We start from the raw sequence: 21,418 nt of genomic DNA on the forward strand, positions 1-21,418 counted from the left end.
GGGGAAGCCTAAAGACCCGGCGAGGCGGACGGCAGGGGCATGATGCGGACTACGGTGGTGATGGTCCCGCCGACCACGAACCATAACCGCAGCACCGGCTGTCCGCTCCGGTCGCCCGGTTCGTATCGGCTGCGCACGGTCACGTGCTGACGTGCCAGCACCGGCGCGACATACTCGATCACCGCCCGGTGCGGTCCCGCGAGCAGCTTGGGATATTCGACCAGGAACTGTTCCACCGCCTGCCAGTAACAGGCGTTGTTGACGTGGTTGTACTGATCGATGTCGGTGGCGCGCACCGGGAACGGCATGTCCGTGTCCGACTCCGGTGGTGTGGCGTCGGTCAGATACGGCCGCCACCGCAGGCGGTGTTCGGTGGCGGTGCGGGCCAGGTAAGCCAGGCCTTCGTCGCTGATCCGCGAGGGCATGCCGGTGGACTCGCTGATATTGATCCAGAAGCCCTCGGTCTCGATCAGACCGCCGTTTCCGCTGGTGATCCGCACGCGCATATTGGTCCAGCGGGTGGACATCGCCGAGCACCACCGCAGCAACCGCACCTCGTCCGGCCATAGAATCGGACGGATGACGTCGATGACCGTCCGGCGGACGATCCAGTTCGGGTCGGTCCGATGGAAGAACGTCTGATACAGGTTTTCCCAGGCGATATCTTGCAGGTAGCGGGCGATGGCATCGAACCGCAACCGGTCGTAGGGATCCACATCGCCAGCCCGGACGGGCCACGCCGAGGCAAAGCCCATGCCCTCCTGGGGAAGCGGGGCGAGTGGCTGATCGAGTGACACTTGTGCTCCTCGCGCTGCACGGTGTGCCGCGTTTCTTCATGCGGTGCTGTTGTGACGACTTTACGGGGCGTACGTCACACCCTCGCGTCGAGCCGTCTGTACCTCCTTCATAGTCGGCCTGCGAACACCCGGGCCACGGCTGCCACGGCCTTCGCTCGGCCCGCCGCAGCGCTGCCGGCGGACGTCATCCGGCTGCGCCCGTTATGTTGTCGGTGTGGCGTCGGCGCGGAACCTGCCGTCGCGAGGACAGAGAGGTCGGCTCATGCGCGCAGCCCAGGTGAGCAAACTGGAAGGACCGGAAGCGGTCGAGATCGTGGACATCCCGGAGCCCGCGCCCTACCCGGGCGGCGTCGTGATCGACGTGCACGCTGCGGGTGTTGCCTTCCCCGACGTGCTGATGACGCGCGGTCTCTACCAGATGAAGCCCGAATTGCCCTTCGTTGTCGGCGGCGAGGTGGCGGGCATCGTGCGGGAGGCCCCGGAGGACGCGCACGTGCGGGCGGGCGACCGCGTGGTGGCGCTGACCCTGCTCGGCAACGCCATGGCCGAGACGGCCGTCGTGCCCGCGCAGATGGTGTTCCGGCTGCCGGACAACGTCTCGCTGGAGGCCGGCGCCGGCATCCTGTTCAACGACCTGACCGTGCACTTCTGCCTGCGCACCCGAGGCAGGCTGGCCGAAGGGGAGACCGTGCTGGTGCACGGCGCCGCGGGCGGCATCGGCACCTCGACGCTCCGGATGGCCGCTGCGCTCGGCGCGGGCCGGGTGATCGCCGTGGTGAGCACGGAAGCGAAGGCCGAGGTGGCCCGCGCGAACGGCGCCACCGACGTGGTGCTGACCGACGGCTGGCTCGCCGCGGTGCAGGAGTTGACCGGCGGTCGCGGCGTCGACATCGTGCTCGACCCGGTCGGCGGCGACCGCTTCACCGACAGCATTCGCTCGCTCGCCTCGGCGGGCAGGTTGCTGGTGGTCGGCTTCACCGCGGGCGAGATCCCCACCGTCAAGGTCAACCGGCTGCTGCTGAAGAACGTCGAGGTGGTCGGCGCGGCGTGGGGCGAATGGGTGATGTCGCATCCGGGCTATCTGCGGGAGCAGTGGGCCGAGGTGGAGCCGCTGCTGGCCGCGGGCACGATCACGCCGCCGACACCGGTGCTGTACCCGCTGGACAAGGCCGCCGAAGCGGTTGCCTCGCTGGACAACCGCACCGCCACCGGCAAGGTCGTGGTCACGCTGCGCTGATCGCACAAGTCATGAAGCTGTCCAACCGGGTACTGAACCGGACTCTGCTGGCCCGCCAGCATCTGCTGGAGCGCTCGCGGCTGACTGTGCACGAGATGTGCGACCATCTCGTCGGGCTCCAGGCCCAGGATTCGCCGCCGCCGTTCGTCGGATTGTGGAGCCGCGTGGTGGATTTCGATCCGACGACGGTGTCGGACGCGCTGGAGGACCGATCGCTGGTCCGGATCACCCTGATGCGCGGCACGATTCACCTGGTCACTCCCACCGACGCGCTGCGGATCGCGCCGCATGTGCAGCCGGAGCTCGAAAAGGTGCCCTTCCGCAAGGGATTCAACTTCGGCGCCATGGTGGGGCTGGATCCGGACGAGGTGCGCGGGCACGGCGAGGCGGCGCTCGGCGACGAACCGATGTCCGCGGCAGACCTGCGTGCCCGCGCCGCCGAGCTGTACCCCGATCGCGACGCGGGCGCGGTGCTGCAGACCTGGCTGTATCAGCTGCCGGTGCTGCAGACTCCGCCCCGCGGGAAATGGAAGGACAGCAGCAGGCCGATCTGGTCGCGGGTGGAGCCGTGGCTCGGCGCGCCGCTCGACCCGACGTACCCGCTGGCGGAACTGCTGTTCCGCTACCTGCGTGCCTTCGGCCCGGCCAGCACGATGGACATGCAGACCTGGTCGAAGTTGCTCGGCATGAAGCAGGCGGTCGCCCAACTCGGCGACCGGGTGCGCACCTACACCGACGAGCGCGGCCGCACGCTCTACGACGTCGCCGACGGCGAACTGGCCGACCCGGACCTTCCCGCTCCGGTCCGGCTGCTCGGCTGGTACGACAACGCCCTTCTCTCGCACCAGGACCGGAGCAGGATCGTGCCGGAGGGCGCGGCTCCTCCGCTGCGAGCCTTCGCCGCGCAGGTGTCTCCGATCCTGGTCGACGGGTTTCTCGCCGGCTTGTACAAGGTCTTCGCGAACGCCAAGACGGCCCGGCTCAGGATCAGTCCGACCAGGGCATGGTCAACAGCCGAGCGCTCGGCCGTCGAAGCCGAGGCACACGGTCTGCTGGCCTTCCTGGAGGAGGGCAAACAGGGGAGCGTGGAAATTCTCGACCCGCACGCCGACCTGCGTCCCTGAGGGGACGAGCTCGGCCGCACCCGACATCGATCGCCGGCCGCGACGTCGACCACCCGGCCGCATTGCTCGGTGGTCGGTCGCACTGCTCGGTGGTCGGTCACACCGCTCGGCCACCCGGTCACACCACTCGGCCGCACTGCTCGGTGGTCGGCCACACCGCTCGGCCACCCGGTCGCACCGCTCGGCCACCCGGTCGCACCGCTCGGTCGGCGGTGGCACCGATCACGCAGCCGAGGCCGGATCGGCCGAGTGGCCACACCGGCTTCGCAGATCGCGAGCGGACGCGCTCACGGTTCGCGGGGCGGGCGGTAGGCGGGCGCCTTGGTGGTCCCGGTCGGACTCAGCGTGCGCAGCAGCGGCAGCGCCCGGCGCGCCACCACGGTGGACAGCACGATGACGCTGTGTGAGCGCACCACCGACGACGTCCGGTCGATGCTCAGCAGCACGGTTTGCAATCCGGCGTGCGAGTCGGCCCCGATCCGGCACAGCACGTCGCCCGAGCCGGTGGTGGCATAGGCCTCCAGCACTCCGGGGATGGCGTCGAGTTCGGCCGCCACCGCGTCCAGCGCACCCTGGGCGATCTCCAGCGTGACGAATGCCTGCACGTCGAATCCCGCCGCGGTGACGTCGATGTGCGGGTCGTAGGAGGCGATCACGCCGGATTCCTCCATGCGCGCGATCCGGGATTGCACCGTTGCCCTGGCGACCTTGGTGCGGCGGGAGAGCTCGAGGATGCCCGCCTTCTGGTACTCGTGCATCGCGGTGAGGATGGCGAGATCGAGTTCGTCGAGTTTCGCCGGTGTGCGCGACATGACGGCCTCCGTTTCGAGCACCGGCCAGGCTTGTCGCCTGTCCTGCTTGTGCTATTCAAATTGTCCAGCATTCCGGGCCGTTTCCTAGCCGAATTCGCCACACTGCCCATCCAGAATTCGCGCTGTTGCCTACTGGGCGGGCCCGGCGATTTCCTTGGAACATGACCATCGAGTACCTGCCGAACGCCCGGTCCGGCGCCGTTCCCAGCGACGGCGAGTTGCGCACGCTCGTGGGGCTGGTCGACCACGACGACAGCGGCGATCCCTTCCCGGTCATCGGGTGGGACGCCTTGGTCTGGGTGGTGGGCAACGCCACGCAGACCGCGCATTTCCTGCAATCCGCCTTCGGTATGCGGTTGGAGGCGTACTCCGGTCCGGAGACCGGCAACCGCGACCACAAGGCGTTCGTCTTGCGCAGCGGCGCGGCACGCTTCGTGATCACCGGTGCGGTGGACCCGGACAGTCCGCTGGTGGCCCATCACGACCGGCACGGCGACGGTGTGGTCGACATCGCGCTGGAGGTGCCCGATGTGGACCGCTGCGTGGCATGGGCACGCGCACACGGCGCCACGATCCTGGTCGAACCGCACGACGACTCCGACGACTTCGGCACCGTCCGTTCGGCCGCGCTGGCGACGTACGGCGACACCAGGCACACGCTGGTCGACCGTTCCGGCTACGACGGGCCTTACCTGCCCGGTTATGTCGCCCGGCGCTCGCACTACCAGCGGCGCGACGGCGCGCCCACCCGGCTGTTCCAGGCGATCGACCACGTCGTCGGCAACGTGGAGCTCGGGCAGATGGACGAGTGGGTCGAGTTCTACCGGCGCGTCATGGGTTTCACGAACATGGCCGAGTTCGTCGGCGACGACATCGCCACCGAGTACTCGGCGCTGATGAGCAAGGTCGTCGCAAACGGAAATCACCGGGTGAAGTTCCCGCTCAACGAACCCGCCGTGAGCAAGAAACGCTCACAGATCGATGAGTACCTGGAGTTCTATCGCGGTCCGGGCGTGCAGCACATCGCACTCGCCACGGGCGACATCCTCGCCTGCGTCGACGCCCTGCGCCGGGAGGGCGTCGAGTTCCTCCAGACACCCGACGCGTACTACGAAGACCCCGAATTGCGCGCTCGCATCGGCCGCGTCCGGGTCCCGGTCGAGGAACTCCAGCGTCGCGGCATTCTCGTCGACCGCGACGAAGACGGCTATTTGCTGCAGATCTTCACCAGACCGCTCACCGACCGGCCCACCGTCTTCTTCGAGCTCATCGAGCGCCACGGCTCCCTCGGCTTCGGCAAGGGAAATTTCAAGGCGCTGTTCGAAGCCATCGAGCGCGAACAAGCCGCCCGCGGCAATTTGTGACCGATCCCGGCGGTTGATGGCGGCAGCTGCCGGGCCGGGTTCGCCGGACCGGTACCTCCGTCGCGTAATCGGTAGAGTTCTTCCCATGCGGATCAAGTCGGCGGTCGTCCTCGCGACAGCCTTGGTGCTCGCGCTGGCGGCCTGCGGTTCGGACGCGCAGTCGGAGGACTCGGGTCCGTCGCGTCCGGCGCCGAAAGTGGTGGCGCTCGGCCCATTCGTCGGTGAGTGCGGGCATGTGACCGACGACGAGGTGCGCGACCTCGGTGGCCTCGGCCAGATCTCCGGCGTGTTCAAGAACGCGGTCGGCTGCAACTGGCGGGCGGCCGGAGTCGGTTCCGCCAGCATCACTTTCGCGTCCTATCGGGGTAGCCCGATCGAGCGCGAGCGAGCGTGGGTGACCGTCAACGGCCGCGCTCCCGATCCGATCAAGGTGGACGGGCGCGAGGGATTCGCCGCGCTGGATCCGAGCGGACAGATCTGCGATCTCGCGGTGCAACTCGGCGACGACTTCTTCGAGTGGTCGACGTCCTTCGGGTTCTTCTCCACCGCGACCGGCAACCCGTGCGACCGCAGCCGCGCCCTCGCCGAGCTGACCTTGAAGCGGTTGCAGTGAGGGGGGAGGGCATGAAATCCAGACGAGGTCTGCGCCGTCGTGCTGCGGCCGCCGCCGCTGCCATCGTCGTCGCGTTGGCCGCAGGCGGCTGTAGCCAGACCATCTCCGGGTCGGCGCTGCCAGTCGGCGGCAGTGAGCCGGTCAACACCAGGCTCGACAAGCTGCTGCGGGAATGCGAGATCCTCTCCAAGGAGGAGATCGGCAAGGCCATCGGCGAGAACATCTCGGTCGAGGACTCCTTCTTCGGCGCGGTGTGCATGTGGGATCTGGTCGGCGCGCCCGGCGGCAACGGCATGGCCACGCTCAACTGGTACGAGAACGGCACGCTGAGCAACGAGAAGCAGACGAACAACAAGCTCGGCTACGTCACCACCAACGTCACCGTGCAGAGCGCTCTCGCGCTGCTGATCCGGCGTCCGAATGATCCCGACTCCTGCGGTGTGACGGCGAGTGCGCCGGACAACGGCGTGATCGGCTGGTGGATCAACTACCGGCCCGGCTCCGCCCACCCCGATCCCTGCGAGGCGGCCAAGAAACTGATGGAGATGACCTTGAATCTGGCCCGGTAGACCACGGCCATCGCGACCCGCTTTGACCCTGTGTCCCGGCCGCGGGTATCGTGGATCGCTGTGCCCGGAAGCATGCGGGCAAGTTCGTGCGTGACCGTAGGCCAGCGAGAGCGGCTGACGACTCCAGCGTGCCCGGAATCCGGGCTCCGCGCCGCGCGCGACACGCCCGACCTCGGGACGCGAGAAACGTGGCCGGACGTGCGAGTGAAAGCTCGATGACAGCGGAGTGAACGTCGGGCCCGAGGCGGCAGTGTGCCGCCGACGGCCCCGGGAGCGCCGCGAACGACAACAGACATGAAGTCCAGACACCGCGTTAACTAATAAGGAAAGCCGGTCTATGCCAACCATCAACCAGCTGGTCCGCAAGGGTCGCCGCGACAAGGTCGCCAAGCAGAAGACCGCGGCCCTGAAGGGGAGCCCGCAGCGTCGTGGCGTGTGCACCCGCGTGTACACCACGACCCCGAAGAAGCCGAACTCCGCGCTGCGCAAGGTCGCGCGTGTTCGCCTGACCAGCGCGGTCGAGGTCACGGCCTACATCCCGGGCGAGGGCCACAACCTGCAGGAGCACTCCATGGTGCTCGTCCGCGGCGGTCGTGTGAAGGACCTGCCCGGTGTTCGCTACAAGATCATCCGTGGCTCGCTCGACACGCAGGGTGTGAAGAACCGCAAGCAGGCCCGCAGCCGCTACGGCGCCAAGAAGGAGAAGAGCTGATATGCCACGCAAGGGCCCCGCACCCAAGCGTCCGCTGATCAACGACCCGGTCTACGGTTCGCCGCTGGTTACGCAGCTGGTCAACAAGATCCTGCTGGACGGCAAGAAGTCCACCGCCGAGCGCATCGTCTACGGCGCGCTGGAGCAGGCGCGCGAGAAGACCGGCACCGATCCGGTGGTCACCCTCAAGCGCGCGCTGGACAACGTGAAGCCGTCGCTGGAGGTGAAGCCCCGCCGCGTCGGTGGCGCCACCTACCAGGTTCCGGTCGAGGTCCGTCCGGGCCGCGCCAACACCCTGGCCCTGCGCTGGCTGGTCAACTTCTCCCGCGCGCGCCGGGAGAAGACCATGGTCGAGCGTCTGGCCAACGAATTGCTCGACGCCAGCAACGGTCTCGGCGCCTCGGTCAAGCGCCGCGAGGACACCCACAAGATGGCCGAGTCCAACCGGGCCTTCGCGCACTACCGCTGGTGACGTCTGCCCGGCCCGTCGTCTGGGTCGGGAGGCACAGCCGGAACGCGGCACCCACCGGCCGCGTCCGGCGTTGATATAGAGGCGACCACAGGGTCGTCCCCGATAATCCCAACTAGCTACGAGCGGGGAAGATTTCCGTGGCACAGGACGTGCTCACCGACCTGAACAAGGTCCGCAACATCGGCATCATGGCCCACATCGATGCGGGCAAGACGACCACAACTGAACGCATCCTCTTCTACACCGGCATCACCTACAAGATCGGTGAGGTCCACGACGGCGCTGCCACGATGGACTGGATGGAGCAGGAGCAGGAGCGTGGTATCACCATCACCTCGGCTGCGACCACATGCTTCTGGAAAGAAAACCAGATCAACATCATCGACACCCCCGGGCACGTCGACTTCACCGTGGAGGTGGAGCGGTCGCTGCGCGTGCTCGACGGCGCCGTCGCGGTGTTCGACGGCAAGGAAGGCGTCGAGCCGCAGTCCGAGCAGGTGTGGCGTCAGGCCGACAAGTACGACGTGCCGCGGATCTGCTTCGTCAACAAGATGGACAAGCTCGGTGCGGACTTCTACTTCACCGTGCAGACCATCAAGGACCGCCTCGGCGCCAAGCCGCTGGTCATCCAGCTGCCGATCGGCGCGGAGGACACCTTCGAAGGCATCGTCGACCTGGTCGAGAACAACGCCAAGGTCTGGCGGGGCGAGACCAAGCTCGGTGAGCAGTACGAGGTCGTCGAGATCCCGGAGGATCTGAAGGAGCGGGCCGAGCAGTACCGCCAGGAACTGCTGGAGACCGTCGCCGAGTCCGACGAGGCGCTGCTGGAGAAGTTCTTCGGCGGCGAAGAGCTCACCATCGACGAGATCAAGGGCGCCATCCGCAAGCTGACGGTGACCTCCGAGCTCTACCCGGTGCTGTGCGGCTCCGCCTTCAAGAACAAGGGCGTGCAGCCCATGCTGGACGCGGTCATCGACTACCTGCCCTCGCCGCTGGACGTGGAGGCCACCACCGGCCACGTGCCCGGCAAGGAAGACCAGCTGCTGACCCGCAAGCCGAACGCCGAGGAGCCGTTCGCCGGGCTGGCGTTCAAGATCGCCGTGCACCCGTTCTTCGGCAAGCTGACCTACGTGCGCGTGTACTCCGGCAAGGTCGACTCCGGCGCCCAGGTCATCAACTCGACCAAGGGCAAGAAGGAGCGTCTGGGCAAGCTGTTCCAGATGCACTCCAACAAGGAGAACCCGGTCGGCGCCGCCTCGGCGGGGCACATCTACGCGGTCATCGGCCTCAAGGACACCACCACCGGTGACACCCTGTGCGATCCGCAGAACCAGATCGTGCTGGAGTCCATGACCTTCCCGGACCCGGTCATCGAGGTCTCCATCGAGCCGAAGACGAAGTCCGACCAGGAGAAGCTGGGCACCGCGATCCAGCGTCTCTCCGAAGAGGACCCGACCTTCTCGGTCAAGCTCGACCAGGAGACCGGCCAGACCGTCATCGGCGGTATGGGCGAGCTACACCTCGACATCCTGGTCGACCGCATGAAGCGCGAGTTCAAGGTCGAGGCGAACGTCGGCAAGCCGCAGGTGGCCTACCGCGAGACGATCACCAAGCGGGTCGAGAAGCTCGAGTACACCCACAAGAAGCAGACCGGTGGCTCCGGCCAGTTCGCGAAGGTCATCATTGCCCTCGAGCCGTTCGTGGGCGAGGATGGCGCACACTACGAGTTCGAGAACAAGGTCACCGGTGGCCGCGTGCCGAAGGAGTACATCCCTTCGGTGGACGCCGGTGCGCAGGACGCCATGCAGTACGGTGTGCTCGCCGGCTACCCGCTGGTGAACATGAAGGTCACGCTGCTCGACGGCGCTTACCACGACGTCGACTCGTCGGAAATGGCGTTCAAGATCGCGGGTGCGCAGGCCCTCAAGGAAGCGGCTCGCAAGGCCGGTCCGGTGATCCTCGAGCCGCTGATGGCGGTCGAGGTCACCACGCCCGAGGACTACATGGGCGATGTGATCGGCGACCTGAACTCCCGCCGTGGTCAGATCCAGGCCATGGAGGAACGCAGTGGTGCCCGTGTCGTCAAGGCGCTGGTTCCGCTCTCGGAGATGTTCGGTTACATCGGTGACCTGCGGTCGAAGACCCAGGGCCGGGCGAACTACTCCATGGTGTTCGACTCGTACGCGGAGGTTCCGGCCAACGTGTCGAAGGAGATCATCGCCAAGGCGACCGGCGAGTAATGGCTCCCGGGCGTTTGTAACACCCTTTCCCCGTGTCCGCGGGGATGACCCCGCACTGCTGCAATTGCACGCACCAACAAGTCCAGGAGGACAAAGAAGTGGCGAAGGCGAAGTTCGAGCGGACGAAGCCGCACGTCAACATCGGCACCATCGGTCACGTCGACCACGGCAAGACCACGCTGACTGCAGCGATCACCAAGGTGCTGGCTGACAAGTACCCGGATCTGAACGAGAGCTTCGCGTTCGATCAGATCGACAAGGCGCCGGAGGAGAAGGCTCGTGGTATCACGATCAACATCTCCCACGTCGAGTACCAGACCGAGAAGCGCCACTACGCGCACGTCGACGCGCCGGGTCACGCCGACTACATCAAGAACATGATCACCGGTGCGGCGCAGATGGACGGCGCCATCCTCGTGGTCGCCGCCACCGACGGCCCGATGCCGCAGACCCGTGAGCACGTGCTGCTGGCCCGTCAGGTCGGCGTGCCCTACATCCTGGTCGCGCTGAACAAGGCCGACATGGTCGACGACGAGGAGATCCTCGAGCTCGTCGAGATGGAGGTCCGCGAGCTGCTGGCCTCGCAGGAGTTCGACGAGGACGCGCCGGTGGTGCGGGTCTCCGGTCTGAAGGCGCTCGAGGGCGACCCGAAGTGGTCGGAGTCGGTGCTGGAGCTGATGGCCGCGGTCGACGAGTCGATCCCGGACCCGGTTCGTGAGACCGACAAGCCGTTCCTGATGCCGATCGAGGACGTGTTCACCATCACCGGTCGTGGCACCGTGGTCACCGGTCGTGTCGAGCGTGGTGTGATCAACGTGAACGAGGAAGTCGAGATCGTCGGCATCCGGGAGAAGACCACCAAGACCACCGTCACCGGTGTCGAGATGTTCCGCAAGCTGCTGGACCAGGGCCAGGCGGGCGACAACGTCGGTCTGCTGGTTCGTGGTCTGAAGCGTGAGGACGTGGAGCGCGGCCAGGTCGTCGTGAAGCCGGGTACCACCACTCCGCACACCGAGTTCGAGGGCCAGGCGTACATCCTGTCGAAGGACGAGGGCGGCCGCCACACCCCGTTCTTCAACAACTACCGTCCGCAGTTTTACTTCCGTACGACTGACGTGACGGGCGTTGTGACCCTGCCCGAGGGCACCGAGATGGTCATGCCCGGTGACAACACCGAGATGTCGGTCAAGCTGATCCAGCCGGTCGCCATGGACGAGGGTCTGCGCTTCGCGATCCGCGAGGGCGGCCGCACCGTCGGCGCCGGTCGCGTCACGAAGATCATCAAGTGATTCGCTGAATCGCTGGAAACGGCGCCGCTCCGAAAGGGGCGGCGCCGTTTGCGTTTTCCGGTTCGGTGGCGCTGTCGGGCAGAGGCTGATTCAGCAGCGATAGGCGCGACCGACAGCGGGTTCGCGCTCTGCTTCATGGGCTTCACGCAGGCAGCCGAGCGGGACAACGCCCTCGTCGCTCAGCTGCACGCCGCTGCGCGAGGTGGGGTTCACGCAAGTGAGGCCGGTCGTCGCGAGGCGGCAGGCATAGTTGCCGAAGGTGAAGGTGCTGTCGTAGGGCAGGGCCAGTCCCTGGCCGTGGATGAAAAGCCCTGGGTCGCCGCGGAATTGGCCGACGGTCAGGCGCTGCGCGGAGTAGGTGACGTACCCGCCGAACCACTGTCCGTACTCCTCGCCGGGCGCGGGCGCCGGTTGTTTCAGTTCGACTATGCAGTCGAACCCATCCATGCCGAGCGCGGTTCCGGTAATGCAACTGATCTTGCCGGTCGGGCTGACGAAAGCGATATCCGACTGCAAGTCGGTCGCCTGACCATCGTCGAGACTCGCCGAGTGATACTGGCCGAGATCAATTGCCGAACCTTGGCGAACCCAATCGATCCGAGCCTGCAACTCGCTCTCCAAGGACGCCGACGGTCCGATTTCCGAACCCGCCACCGGCTGCGGATTTCCCGTTGTGCTCTGCGAACACGCACTCAACACCACTGCCACGCCGACCAGCACCACCCACCGCATATAGCTAGACACTAGCCCGTTGCGCGCCAATGGATTTCCCACGCCAGCGGAGACCTTCTCGACCCGATCGGAGTCGAGGCGACTTGACGACCGCGCACGGCCTGGTCAGCAGTGCGGCATCGGCGGCCAGCCCGGATGCGAGCAGTGCCGCTGCGACGACGGCTCACAACTGTGCGAGGACCGCCGTGGCCGCCTTTCTGCCGGAGCGGCAGCAGTTCTCTAGCGATACGCCGAGCATGTAGTCGCCGGCCAACGCGAGCTTGGGGCCCACCTGCGCTGTCCGTGCGCGAACGGTGTCGAGGAAATCCCCGTAACGCGGACCGTAAGCGCAGTAGGCGGCGTCCCAGTGCCGGGTGACCATATCGACCCTGGCCGGTTTGCGGATGCCGAGGTACGTGACCAGGAGACTCTCGACGTCGGTCACCATGCTGGCGATCTCGTCGCCCGACGATCCGATCGCACGTGCCTGACGGCCGGAGAAGGTGTACCGGACGACGTTGCGCTGGTTGATTCCGTAGCTGCCCGCATTGCTGCACGGGCCGTCGTCCATCGCGATGGCACGGATATCCGGCCGGAAGACGTCATCGGCGTACTCGACGACCGCGACCGCCGCCGGGAAGTAGTTCACAGACCGGAGTAGCTCGAAATCCGCCGAATTCGCCGACAGGATGTCGGCGGCGATATGCGCGGGTGTCGCCAGGACGACACCGTTGTACCGGGTCGTCTCCACCGTGCCCTGCGGTGTCGACATTGTCACCGAGATATCCCCGCTGGCGTCGTCGGCCCGCTCGATCCGGTGCACGGTCGAGCTGAGCCGCACGTCGACCAGCCGCTCGATCACCGACAGCACCGGTTGAATACCGGAGGTGAGCTGATCGTAGGTGTCGAGCAACATCGCGAGGTTGGTGCCGAAATTGCCGAGGTAGACCTCGGCAGGTTCGGCCCCGTTCATTCGCACCGTCACCGGGCGGACGACATTGTTCACCAGCTCGGATCCGAAATGTTCCGATAGTGGCCGGTCGTCGTAGCGCACACTCAGCTTCCGGGCGAATTCCGAACCGAGCAGCCGAGCCGAATCGTCGCCGCGCACCTGAGCGGCGAGCCGCGCGAGGGTGAGGAAATCCCGCGGCCCGCTCAACCTGGCCAAATTGGTCACGGTGCGTAAACGCCGAGTGCTGTCGATCGGCAGCACGACGCCTTCCTTGACGCGAGAGGTGTTGATGCCGAACTGCTCGTAGCCGTTCGCGCCGAGATCGTCGAGCATCGTGCGCAGCACGGGATAGCGGCGGCCGATGTTCTTGCCGCCCAGCATCACATCGTGGCCGCCGAGTTTCGAGACGCCGAGCCGGCCCCCAAGAACGTCATCCTTTTCGATGAGTTCTACCGACAGACCGGCGAGGTGCAGTTTCACCGCCGCGCTGATTCCGGAGATACCGGAACCGACCACAGCAACTTTCATCACCATGATTACCTTCAATCCTATGACGTAGTCGGTTATGCGAAATGCGCTGCCCCACAGGCATATCGCGGGATCGGGTTAGATGAGGTGCAGCCCGAGTTCGATTTCGGCGACCTGCACACCGCGCTGCAGGATCGCCATACTCATCTCGATCGACCGGCCACCGGTGTCGGCCGGTCCGATCGATGAACGCAGCACCCGGCAGTACGGTGTGCAGTCGAGCTCGGTGAAGTCGGAGAACGACGCCGCGAACGAGGTGATCTCGATGCGCGGCAGATCCTCTGGGCGCATGTCGAACCCGGAGGCCGGGGACGACAGATGCATAAGTGCTGTCTGCCGCCAGGCCTCGAGGATCACCGCACCGGAAACATGGTCGACCTCGTGATCGAACAACGACGGATGGTCGGTGGCCAGGCAGATCGGATAGGTACCGGCGTTCCCGCGCCCGATGACCACATTCTTGCGGTTCGAGCGCCCGACCTCTTCGGGTGTCACGAGATCGAGCTCATCGTTGCGCCTGGGTTCGACGCCCAGTCGCGATTTCTTCGCGATACCTTCGGTACGCAGCTCGTCGTACGGTTCACGCGGCATACAGATGAACGACGATTCGCAATTCGCGGCTACCTCGCCGTCGGCGATCACCGCATAGGTCATCGTGGCGTTGGTGAGCTGCCCACGAGTCTTCAGATTGCGGTCGACTTCGACGTCGATGACGATATCGGCCGGGCACTCGCCCACCGCCAACAGCTCCGGGCGGAAGCGCGACATCCCGAGCCGGGGCGATCGCGTGCCGGGCCGCGGCCAGGCTGATCTCGACCAGAGTCTCCTGGTCGGTGCACAGGCGCCGGGTGCGTATTCCGGAGCGGGAGGTTGGCCGCATCGTCGGCGCTGGTCGCGTCACGAAGGTCGACACCAGCACCACACCGACCAGCACGAGCCACCGCATGCCGCACACAGTAGCCCTTGCGCTCCAAGTCAACTCAGCTCGCAGTGCGCACCAAGATCGCACACCGGTGACGATCTGAACACAGCTCATCCGTAGCGGACTCACGAGCGCGCGGGCCGGCCTTGCCGGTCCGCATGCGGACCGGCGGATCGGGCCGTCGTGACCAGTAGGCGGTACAGGACCTGTGCGGGCGGTGCGGCCTGCGCGCCGTTCAACACCACGTCGGTGAATGCCTCGGCCAACGCGTCGGCAGGTTGGAACCGCCCGCGGCGGAAGCTGCGGCCGCTCAACTGTGAGCGCCACTCCTGGAAGCCGGACACTGTGCGGTTCAGCGATCCCTTGTCCTCCGGATTCAGCTGAGGCAGGTAGGCCGTGAGCAGCGCCCGCTGCGCTGCGGCGCGGGCGCCGAACCCGCCTGCGCCGTCCAGCGCCCCGCCGAGTTCACGGACGATCGATGAATACACCGGTCGTCGTGCACATCCCGGCGCGAGTAGACCGGCGCTGTCGGCCGCGGTGATGGTCTGCTCCATGCGCTTCGAGTCGGTCGCCGCGTGTACTGCCAGCACAATCCGGGCGGTCATCAGCGGCCGTTCGCCGCTTGGTTCCACAATCGCGTCGGATTCCTGTGCGGAGTCAGAGTTTTCGAGGTTGTTCGCCGCATGCCACTCCAACAGGGTAGTTTCGCCGTCCGGCAGCTCGTCGATGCCGATCGCATGCACGGCGATCTGCGGATACTGCGGCAGCACATCGTCTACTGCGGCGACGATCTCGGTCAGCACCTGCTCGGGAACATCGGGGGTGTCGAAGCCGAACGCGTGCACCCCGTGCCACTCGGCCAGCTCCCGAGCGAGGCGTGCCGCGACGGATTCGCCTGAGCCGTTCACATTGGTCTGCTCCGGCTTTTGCTCTGGACGCGCGGGTCTGCCGGGCATACGCGGCGGAGAACCGGGTGTGCCGGCTTCTGGGGCCGAGACTCGCGGTGGATGACTCGATGCGGCCTGGGACCATGGTGTGCTTGTTGCCGGGGCGGCCGCATTCGTCGCGCGCGGGGTAGGCCTGGTCCACGGTGAAGCGGCCGGGGCATTCTGCGCAGGCCGGACAGGTTCGGCAGCCATTTGGCGAAATGGATTCACGCTCGGGCCGGGTACGCCTTGATGGTCGGTGCCCGGTTGGTCGCGGTCGGTCGGATTCCTGTTCAGCTGCCCAGGCTGCTGCTCGGTGGAGGGTCCGTCCATGGTTGGCTTTCGCGTGTCGGCGGGCCCGCCCTCGGTCGGGTCTTGCGTGTCGGCGGGCGCCTTCGATGCGTCAGGTGAGCGCTGGGTAGCCGGCGCTGGGGAGGGCGATTGGTGTGTCGGCTGCGGAGTGGTCGGCGTTGCGTCTGCCGGAAGTTCTGAATGCGGCTGGGCCACGGTTGCTGGGGTTGTGCGGCTCGGGCCGAGCTGCTGTGTGACAGTGTTGTCGCTGACCGGAAGCGATGTCGAGCCGTTCTGGATTGCGTTGCCGGCGTTGCGGACTCTCTGCCCGAGGGCCAAGTCCTGATTCTCGAAGTTAGCGGCGAGATTGCGCAGATCGCCACCCGCCTGTTGCAGCACCTCGACCAGGCTGTTCAGGTTGGACATGGTCTGCTTGCTTTCCGGAACATAGGACTCGGCGAAGGCGCGCCCGGCGTCGTCATCGCCCCAGGGTGTGCCTTCCTTGGACAGCGCGTCGTGGAGCCGCCGCACGGTTGCCGCCACATCCGCGCCGATCTGCTCGAATGCGGGCGCATGAGCACGTAGCCGATCCGGATCTAATGCAAACTGCTCGCCCACACTGTCCTCCCAACGCGCTGGGTCATCCATTATCACCGAACACCGCAGCGCCTTCCCGTCGGCGGTGATACTTCCGTTGTCGACTCTCTTGCCTTACATCACGTCGCAGCCGATCGTGCCCGTGAAAATGGTGCCTGGCGCGAATCGCGTCGATATTCCACGCGTGTATGCGTCGTCCGAATGGCCTCGGGTTGCAGGGGCGAATGCGTAGCGGTCCAATAATCTCGGCCGGATAGGTGCCGCATACGGCGTGAGTAACCGGCTGCGCGAAATTGCACTTTCCAACATTGGGAATATCGCGCCTTGTCTGATTTGTCTAGATTGTCGCTCGGCGGGTGTGAGGGTGCCGGGAGGCAGGCTGCCATGGAGTCGAGCGGGCTGCTGGCCGAGGTGCCGTCGGCTGTGCGTGACCTGGTCATCGGGCATTGGCCCGAGACCAGCGTGGAGGGTATGCGTAACAACGGGGACGCGTACCTGCGGGCCGGCGAGGAAATCGACAGCTCGGCTGATCGGTACGAGGCCGAGGGAGCTGGTACCGAGCAGGAGATCACCGGCGTTACCCAGCAGGCATTGGGCGAGCGGCACCGCGACGTCGCCACGTCCATGCGCGCTCAAGCAGCGGTGTGCAAGAGCCTGGGGAAGCAGTGTCATGACGTCGCCGACTCCACCGTCCAAGTGCAGCACCTGCTTACCGCGATGGGGATCGCGCTGGCGGCGCAGCTGGCCTACGACGCGCTGCTGTTCTTCCAGGGTGGCGGGGCCAAGGCCCTGATCGATCGGCTGGAAGCCGAGGAGGCGATGCGCGCGGCGGCGGCGAGATTCACCGCGGAGGTGGCCGGGAACGTGGCCGCAGGCGCGGCGCAACGGGCCGCGCTGCACGGGGCGGTCCACGCGGCCAAGATCGGCCTCTTGACCAGCGCGGCGATCAGTGGGGGCGCACAGGCGTGGGACCTGGCCAGCGGTGTCCGCGACAAGTTCGACGTGGGCGCGTTCCTGGAAATGCTCGCCGGTGGAGTGGTCGGCGGCGTGGCGGGCGCTGAGGTCGGTCGCAGGGTCGCTCCGCGCGTGTTCGGGTTGCTCGGCGGCAGAGCCACCTCCCGCCCCGGTCGCCTCGCCGTGCACATGGGCGGCACCATGCTGATCGGCGGCGCGGGCGGCCTGGCCGGCGGCCTGGCCGGGGCGGTGCCCTCGGTGATCATCCACCACGGAGAAATCAACAGCCTCGGCGACCTGTTCAAGATGGTTCGCGAATCCGTCATCACCGGCTTCGGTAGCGGTTTCGTCGGGGCGGCGGGTAGTGCATTGCGGGTCCACCTGGCCGGTGCCCATGCGGCGCGCGGCGGTCGCGATACAACCAATGCCGACGGCGGGTTGTCCCGGATCGCGGCGCGCCAGCGGGACTTCGCCGCTGACATTCGCGAGCGATTGCGCTCCGGCATACCACCACGGGTCGAAACGATCGAGCGATTCACCACTGCGGGAAAGTCGGCAAAAGTGGTGGAGCGGCTCATCTTCCAGGACGGCACCGAGGTGATCCACAAGGTGGTTTCCGATCCGCGGCACGCGCATGCGGAGTTGCTGAGCTCGCTGGTCGGCGACGCGGTCGGCGCACGGGTACCGGCGGTGCATGTCATCGGCGACCACGTTTACATGGAGGTGGTCCCCGGCAAAGTCGCGGCGGACGCGTATCCACGCAGATCATGGCCGGAGGAGCTCTTCACAACCCCTGCTGGACTGCGTCAGGGCGTTCTCGACGTGCTGACACGTATACCCGACCGCAATAGCGACAACTGGATGGTCGACCCCGACGGGAACGTGTGGGGAATAGACCACAGCCGAGCGTTCGAAGACCTCGACAACGTGCAGTATGCGATCAGCCCCTTCGCGGAGCACTTTCAGCACTACGGACCCGATAATGAAGTCCTGTGGAGTGACCACAGCCTCACCCGGTCCGAGGTGCTGGAGATTCGGCAGCGCGTCGAAGAGCTGAGCCCGGTGTTCTCCGTTGCTGATCGGGTGGGCTGGCACGATGTCATGCTGCAACGGCTCGATGCATTGGCGGAGCACGCGGCGGGCGACGGCGGCCCTCGTGTCACCGCGCCTGGGTCTCGGCCCCCGTTCACCAGCGAACCATCCGCGCTGGTACCGGAAGCGAACGGCCAACGGAGGGGCAGCGATGGCCGGGGCGTTTCCGCCACGCCGCGCAATGACAGGCCGCCCCGCCTCGACGAGAACATGCGCCAGAGCCGATCCCAGTCTCCCTGGAGCCGCGCGGGAGACAACGGACTGCCGGAATCCCCACAGGGCAGGGGTGTCCGGCCGCCGGTCTCCGAGGATGTCGACGTTCCGATCGTGCCGGAGGAGCACCTGGGTGGGCGCCGGAATCCGCTTGATGATGGGACCCAGGATCGGCCGCCCGTGCCCAAGGATGTCGACGTTCCGGTTGTCGCGGAAGAGCAGCCGGGTGGGCGCCGTGGTTCGCTGGATGACGGGACTGGGGGGCGGCGGCCGTCGGTGCCGGAAGAGGCCGAGGTTCCGGTTGTCCCGGAGGAGCTGTCCGCTGGGCGACGGAACCCGCTCGACGAGCCGACCTATGACGGTCCCCCCACGCGATCGCAGCCGCGCGCGGAGCCGCACCTTCGATCGGTGACCGACGATGCGTATGCCCTGGCGGCGGCTCCTCCTCCATCCGGGGCCACCATGTTCTACCGCCATCCCGACGGCGGCTATGTGGACGTGGTGTTGACCGGCGAAGACGGCACACCGATCCCACTTCGATTGATTCCGGGTCAGGAATACGTTCTCGGCCGCGGCAAGGGGGCGCTGCTGGAGAACGTGGCAACCGATGGTGTATCGCGTCGCCACGCGACCCTCAAGGTGGACGAGCAGGGCCACGTACTCCTCCGCGACGAGAACTCGAAGAACGGTACCTTCGTCGACGGCAAGCAGCTGACCGGCGAGCGCTGGGTGCGCATCTACGACGGCCAAGACATCCTGCTGAGCCGAGATCTCGAACTCGGAGTCACATTCCAGCGCCAGATTGCGGAACTGCGGCTGTTCGGCAACGACGGACCCACGCTGACGCTCCATCGCGGCCAGGAGATCGAGATCGGCCGCAGCATGGTGCACCCGGAAGCGCAACGAAGAATGACTATCTCGGCGCGCCATGCGACCGTCGGCATGGACGAGAACGGCCGAGTGTGGATCCGGGACGACAACTCCACCAATGGCACTCGGGTGAACGACGAGCGACTCGCCAAGGGGGAGCAGCGCACCCTGGCACCGGGCGACTCCGTCGAGCTCGGCAGATATCTCGGTGAGGCACAGTTCGTCCCGGCGGATGGGGTGATGGACGCGAGCCCCTTGCGCGTGCGGATCGGCGGTTCGGACGCTACACCGGTGCGGCTCGAGCCGGGGCAGTCGGTCGTGATCGGCACCGACGAGAGCTCGCCCTTCGCGTCGCAGCTGCGCGGAGTCTCCGGCATCGCCCCGCAGCACGCGACGCTCGGTCTGGACAACGACGGTCGGCTGTGGATCCGCGACCACCGAGGATCGGACGGGGTCTGGATCAACGGGAGCCGGATTGCGCCGAACCAGCGGGTGACACTCACCGAAGGCGACAGTATCGGACTCGGTCCCGATTACGTCGGGACCGCCCGCCTCGGAGGCGATGAACCCACACAGCTCCCGCCGGCGGAGCTGCACTACCCGCCCCACGAGCATAGATCTCCGATTCGCTTGCAACCCGGCCAGGAAGTGTCCGTTGACGTCAGCCTTCTGAACGGTCACACGATGATCGGCATACCCGGCCAGATGTCCGGTCATCAAGTCGTCGTCGGACGTGACCTCGATGGCCGGATATGGGTGCGCGACCCGAACAGCTACAGCCGCGTCCGTGTCAACGACGAGGCGATCCCCCCGGGCGAGAAACGGTATTTGAACGCCGACGACAAGGTCAGCTTCGACAACGTGTCCGCGAGAGTTCAATTGGGCGAGGAAGCGCCGCTGACGTTGCGGTTGTCCGACGATGACAACGTTCCGCCGCTGACGCTTCGTCGTGGCGAGGAGGTGATGATCGGCCGCGACCTGGACTCGCCGATGGCGGATCAACTGGCCGACCACTCCCAGGTGTCCCGGCGTCATGCCACTATCTACCGCGACGAGTACGGAAACGTGTGGTTGCGTGACGAGCACTCCACGCGGGGAACCTGGGTCGACAACCTCAAGGTCGACCCTGACCAGGGACCGGTGCGCCTGCGTCCAGGCGATCAGATCCGTCTCGGCGACTGGGTGGGCGCCGCGCGATTCGCCGATGGCTACCGCGACGGCACACGTCTCTTGGCGGTGAAACTCAATGGGCCGCACGGCGATTTGTCGCTCGATCTAGCGCGCGGCGGCGAGCCGGTGCTGCTCGGGCGGGACAGCGCGGAGCTGCCCGATGGGCTGCCCCGCCTCAACGAGATGTCCCGTCGGCACGCCAGCATCGGCACCTACCCATCCGGCCGGGTGTGGATCCGCGACGAAGGATCGACCAACCACACCTACGTCAACGGCAAGGAGATCAAGCCCGGGACGAAGGTCATGCTGCATCCGGGCGATCACGTGCGGCTGGCTGACTCGTACGAGTTCACCGTCGCTTATCCTCCTCCCGACGGCGGCGCTTTTGTGAACGTCGTCGACCGCACACCCGAGACCCGGCAGATGCTGGAGGACCTCGCCCGAGTGCCCAGCCATATCTACGCGAGAGTCAGCGAGCACATGAACGCCGTGACCGGAGGCGGAATCGTCATCGGCAACCGGCCCTTGCTCGATCTGCCCGGTACCGAGAGTCTTGCGGGCAGTACCCCATACGGCCGCAAGCCGGGAACGAGCTGGAACACCGTTGGCGGCGTGTACATGGGTGGTCCGCGGCGGGTCGTGATCAACTCCGGTGGGAGCCATGGCAGTTTCAACGTGGTCTGGCACGAGTTCGGCCACGCCGCCGACGCGGCGTACGGTACGGGTGGGAAGTGGCTCAGCGATGCGCAAGAATGGCGCAACCTGCACGCGACGATGCTGCAATCCATCGGGAAGCGTCATCAGTGGAACGATTACTTCGACAAGCGCAGCGAAGCCTTCGCCGAGGCTTTCACGGCCTGGATGCACGGTGGCACCGCTCAGCTGCGCAAGTTCGCCCTCAACGATAAACAGATCGCCAATCAGCTGAAGGATTACTTTGACCGCGTATTCGGATGACACAAG

General features: G+C 66.4%; 16 protein-coding genes. 10 read left to right on the forward strand and 6 right to left on the reverse strand.

From position 1 onward, the window contains the following. Positions 1-8 precede the first annotated feature (8 nt). A complete protein-coding gene (locus NA4_RS06620; protein ID WP_067465488.1) occupies positions 9-797 on the reverse strand; it encodes an acyl-[acyl-carrier-protein] thioesterase in 789 nt (262 codons plus the stop codon). A 262-nt stretch (positions 798-1,059) separates the two neighbouring features. Between NA4_RS06620 and NA4_RS06625 the strand changes: the two genes are divergently transcribed. Next, a complete protein-coding gene (locus tag NA4_RS06625) occupies positions 1,060-2,034 on the forward strand; it encodes an NADPH:quinone oxidoreductase family protein (RefSeq protein WP_067465491.1) in 975 nt (324 codons plus the stop codon). A gap of 11 nt (positions 2,035-2,045) precedes the next feature. Next, positions 2,046-3,158, forward strand: a complete 1,113-nt coding sequence (locus tag NA4_RS06630) for a winged helix DNA-binding domain-containing protein (protein ID WP_067465496.1) — start codon at positions 2,046-2,048, stop codon at positions 3,156-3,158. Between the two features lie 287 nt (positions 3,159-3,445). Here the strand turns inward: NA4_RS06630 and NA4_RS06635 are convergent, their stop codons facing one another. Then, positions 3,446-3,970, reverse strand: a complete 525-nt coding sequence (locus tag NA4_RS06635) for an Lrp/AsnC family transcriptional regulator (protein WP_067465734.1) — start codon at positions 3,968-3,970, stop codon at positions 3,446-3,448. 161 nt (positions 3,971-4,131) lie between these two features. Between NA4_RS06635 and hppD the strand changes: the two genes are divergently transcribed. The 7 genes from hppD (at position 4,132) to tuf (ending at position 11,229) form a co-directional block, all read left to right on the forward strand. Then, the gene (hppD, locus tag NA4_RS06640) at positions 4,132-5,334 is read left to right on the forward strand and encodes a 4-hydroxyphenylpyruvate dioxygenase (protein WP_067465500.1); all 1,203 of its coding nucleotides are present in this window, start codon (positions 4,132-4,134) and stop codon (positions 5,332-5,334) included. An 85-nt stretch (positions 5,335-5,419) separates the two neighbouring features. Next, positions 5,420-5,947 (forward strand): DUF3558 domain-containing protein, encoded by a 528-nt coding sequence (locus tag NA4_RS06645; RefSeq protein WP_067465505.1) that lies wholly within the window; start codon positions 5,420-5,422, stop codon positions 5,945-5,947. A gap of 11 nt (positions 5,948-5,958) precedes the next feature. Beyond that, positions 5,959-6,516, forward strand: coding sequence for a DUF3558 domain-containing protein (locus NA4_RS06650; RefSeq protein ID WP_067465510.1), 558 nt, complete (start codon positions 5,959-5,961; stop codon positions 6,514-6,516). Between the two features lie 337 nt (positions 6,517-6,853). Further along, on the forward strand, positions 6,854-7,228 hold the full coding sequence (gene rpsL / locus NA4_RS06655) for a 30S ribosomal protein S12 (RefSeq protein WP_024802068.1): 375 nt from the start codon (positions 6,854-6,856) through the stop codon (positions 7,226-7,228). Between the two features lies 1 nt (position 7,229). Then, positions 7,230-7,700, forward strand: coding sequence for a 30S ribosomal protein S7 (gene rpsG / locus NA4_RS06660; RefSeq protein WP_014353063.1), 471 nt, complete (start codon positions 7,230-7,232; stop codon positions 7,698-7,700). A 137-nt stretch (positions 7,701-7,837) separates the two neighbouring features. Then, complete coding sequence (fusA, locus tag NA4_RS06665; RefSeq protein WP_067465515.1) at positions 7,838-9,940, forward strand: elongation factor G; 2,103 nt, start codon at positions 7,838-7,840, stop codon at positions 9,938-9,940. Positions 9,941-10,038: 98 nt separating this feature from the next. Then, positions 10,039-11,229, forward strand: a complete 1,191-nt coding sequence (gene tuf, locus NA4_RS06670) for an elongation factor Tu (RefSeq protein WP_067465738.1) — start codon at positions 10,039-10,041, stop codon at positions 11,227-11,229. Positions 11,230-11,319: 90 nt separating this feature from the next. Here the strand turns inward: tuf and NA4_RS06675 are convergent, their stop codons facing one another. The 4 genes from NA4_RS06675 to NA4_RS06690 form a co-directional block, all read right to left on the reverse strand. Beyond that, on the reverse strand, positions 11,320-11,961 hold the full coding sequence (locus NA4_RS06675; RefSeq protein ID WP_067465521.1) for a hypothetical protein: 642 nt from the start codon (positions 11,959-11,961) through the stop codon (positions 11,320-11,322). Positions 11,962-12,124: 163 nt separating this feature from the next. Beyond that, complete coding sequence (locus NA4_RS06680) at positions 12,125-13,426, reverse strand: protoporphyrinogen/coproporphyrinogen oxidase (RefSeq protein ID WP_067465526.1); 1,302 nt, start codon at positions 13,424-13,426, stop codon at positions 12,125-12,127. Positions 13,427-13,498: 72 nt separating this feature from the next. Further along, a complete protein-coding gene (locus NA4_RS06685; protein ID WP_067465531.1) occupies positions 13,499-14,188 on the reverse strand; it encodes an AfsA-related hotdog domain-containing protein in 690 nt (229 codons plus the stop codon). Between the two features lie 279 nt (positions 14,189-14,467). Then, entirely contained in the window at positions 14,468-16,177 is a 1,710-nt protein-coding gene (locus NA4_RS06690) for a WXG100 family type VII secretion target (protein ID WP_067465536.1), read from the reverse strand. 363 nt (positions 16,178-16,540) lie between these two features. Between NA4_RS06690 and NA4_RS06695 the strand changes: the two genes are divergently transcribed. Continuing rightward, positions 16,541-21,412, forward strand: coding sequence for an FHA domain-containing protein (locus NA4_RS06695; protein ID WP_067465543.1), 4,872 nt, complete (start codon positions 16,541-16,543; stop codon positions 21,410-21,412). Positions 21,413-21,418 lie beyond the last annotated feature (6 nt).

The sequence above is a fragment of the Nocardia amamiensis NBRC 102102 genome, assembly GCF_001612745.1.
GTDB lineage: Bacteria > Actinomycetota > Actinomycetes > Mycobacteriales > Mycobacteriaceae > Nocardia > Nocardia amamiensis.

Excerpts from the sequence above, each read along its gene's own strand:
- NA4_RS06625 (WP_067465491.1), top strand. The coding sequence starts at position 1,060 with ATGCGCGCAGCCCAGGTGAGCAAACTGGAAGGACCGGAAGCGGTCGAG.
- NA4_RS06630 (WP_067465496.1), top strand. The coding sequence starts at position 2,046 with ATGAAGCTGTCCAACCGGGTACTGAACCGGACTCTGCTGGCCCGCCAG.
- NA4_RS06635 (WP_067465734.1), bottom strand. The coding sequence starts at position 3,970 with ATGTCGCGCACACCGGCGAAACTCGACGAACTCGATCTCGCCATCCTC.
- hppD (WP_067465500.1), top strand. The coding sequence starts at position 4,132 with ATGACCATCGAGTACCTGCCGAACGCCCGGTCCGGCGCCGTTCCCAGC.
- NA4_RS06645 (WP_067465505.1), top strand. The coding sequence starts at position 5,420 with ATGCGGATCAAGTCGGCGGTCGTCCTCGCGACAGCCTTGGTGCTCGCG.
- NA4_RS06650 (WP_067465510.1), top strand. The coding sequence starts at position 5,959 with ATGAAATCCAGACGAGGTCTGCGCCGTCGTGCTGCGGCCGCCGCCGCT.
- rpsL (WP_024802068.1), top strand. The coding sequence starts at position 6,854 with ATGCCAACCATCAACCAGCTGGTCCGCAAGGGTCGCCGCGACAAGGTC.
- rpsG (WP_014353063.1), top strand. The coding sequence starts at position 7,230 with ATGCCACGCAAGGGCCCCGCACCCAAGCGTCCGCTGATCAACGACCCG.
- NA4_RS06675 (WP_067465521.1), bottom strand. The coding sequence starts at position 11,961 with ATGCGGTGGGTGGTGCTGGTCGGCGTGGCAGTGGTGTTGAGTGCGTGT.
- NA4_RS06680 (WP_067465526.1), bottom strand. The coding sequence starts at position 13,426 with ATGGTGATGAAAGTTGCTGTGGTCGGTTCCGGTATCTCCGGAATCAGC.
- NA4_RS06685 (WP_067465531.1), bottom strand. The coding sequence starts at position 14,188 with ATGTCGCGCTTCCGCCCGGAGCTGTTGGCGGTGGGCGAGTGCCCGGCC.
- NA4_RS06695 (WP_067465543.1), top strand. The coding sequence starts at position 16,541 with ATGGAGTCGAGCGGGCTGCTGGCCGAGGTGCCGTCGGCTGTGCGTGAC.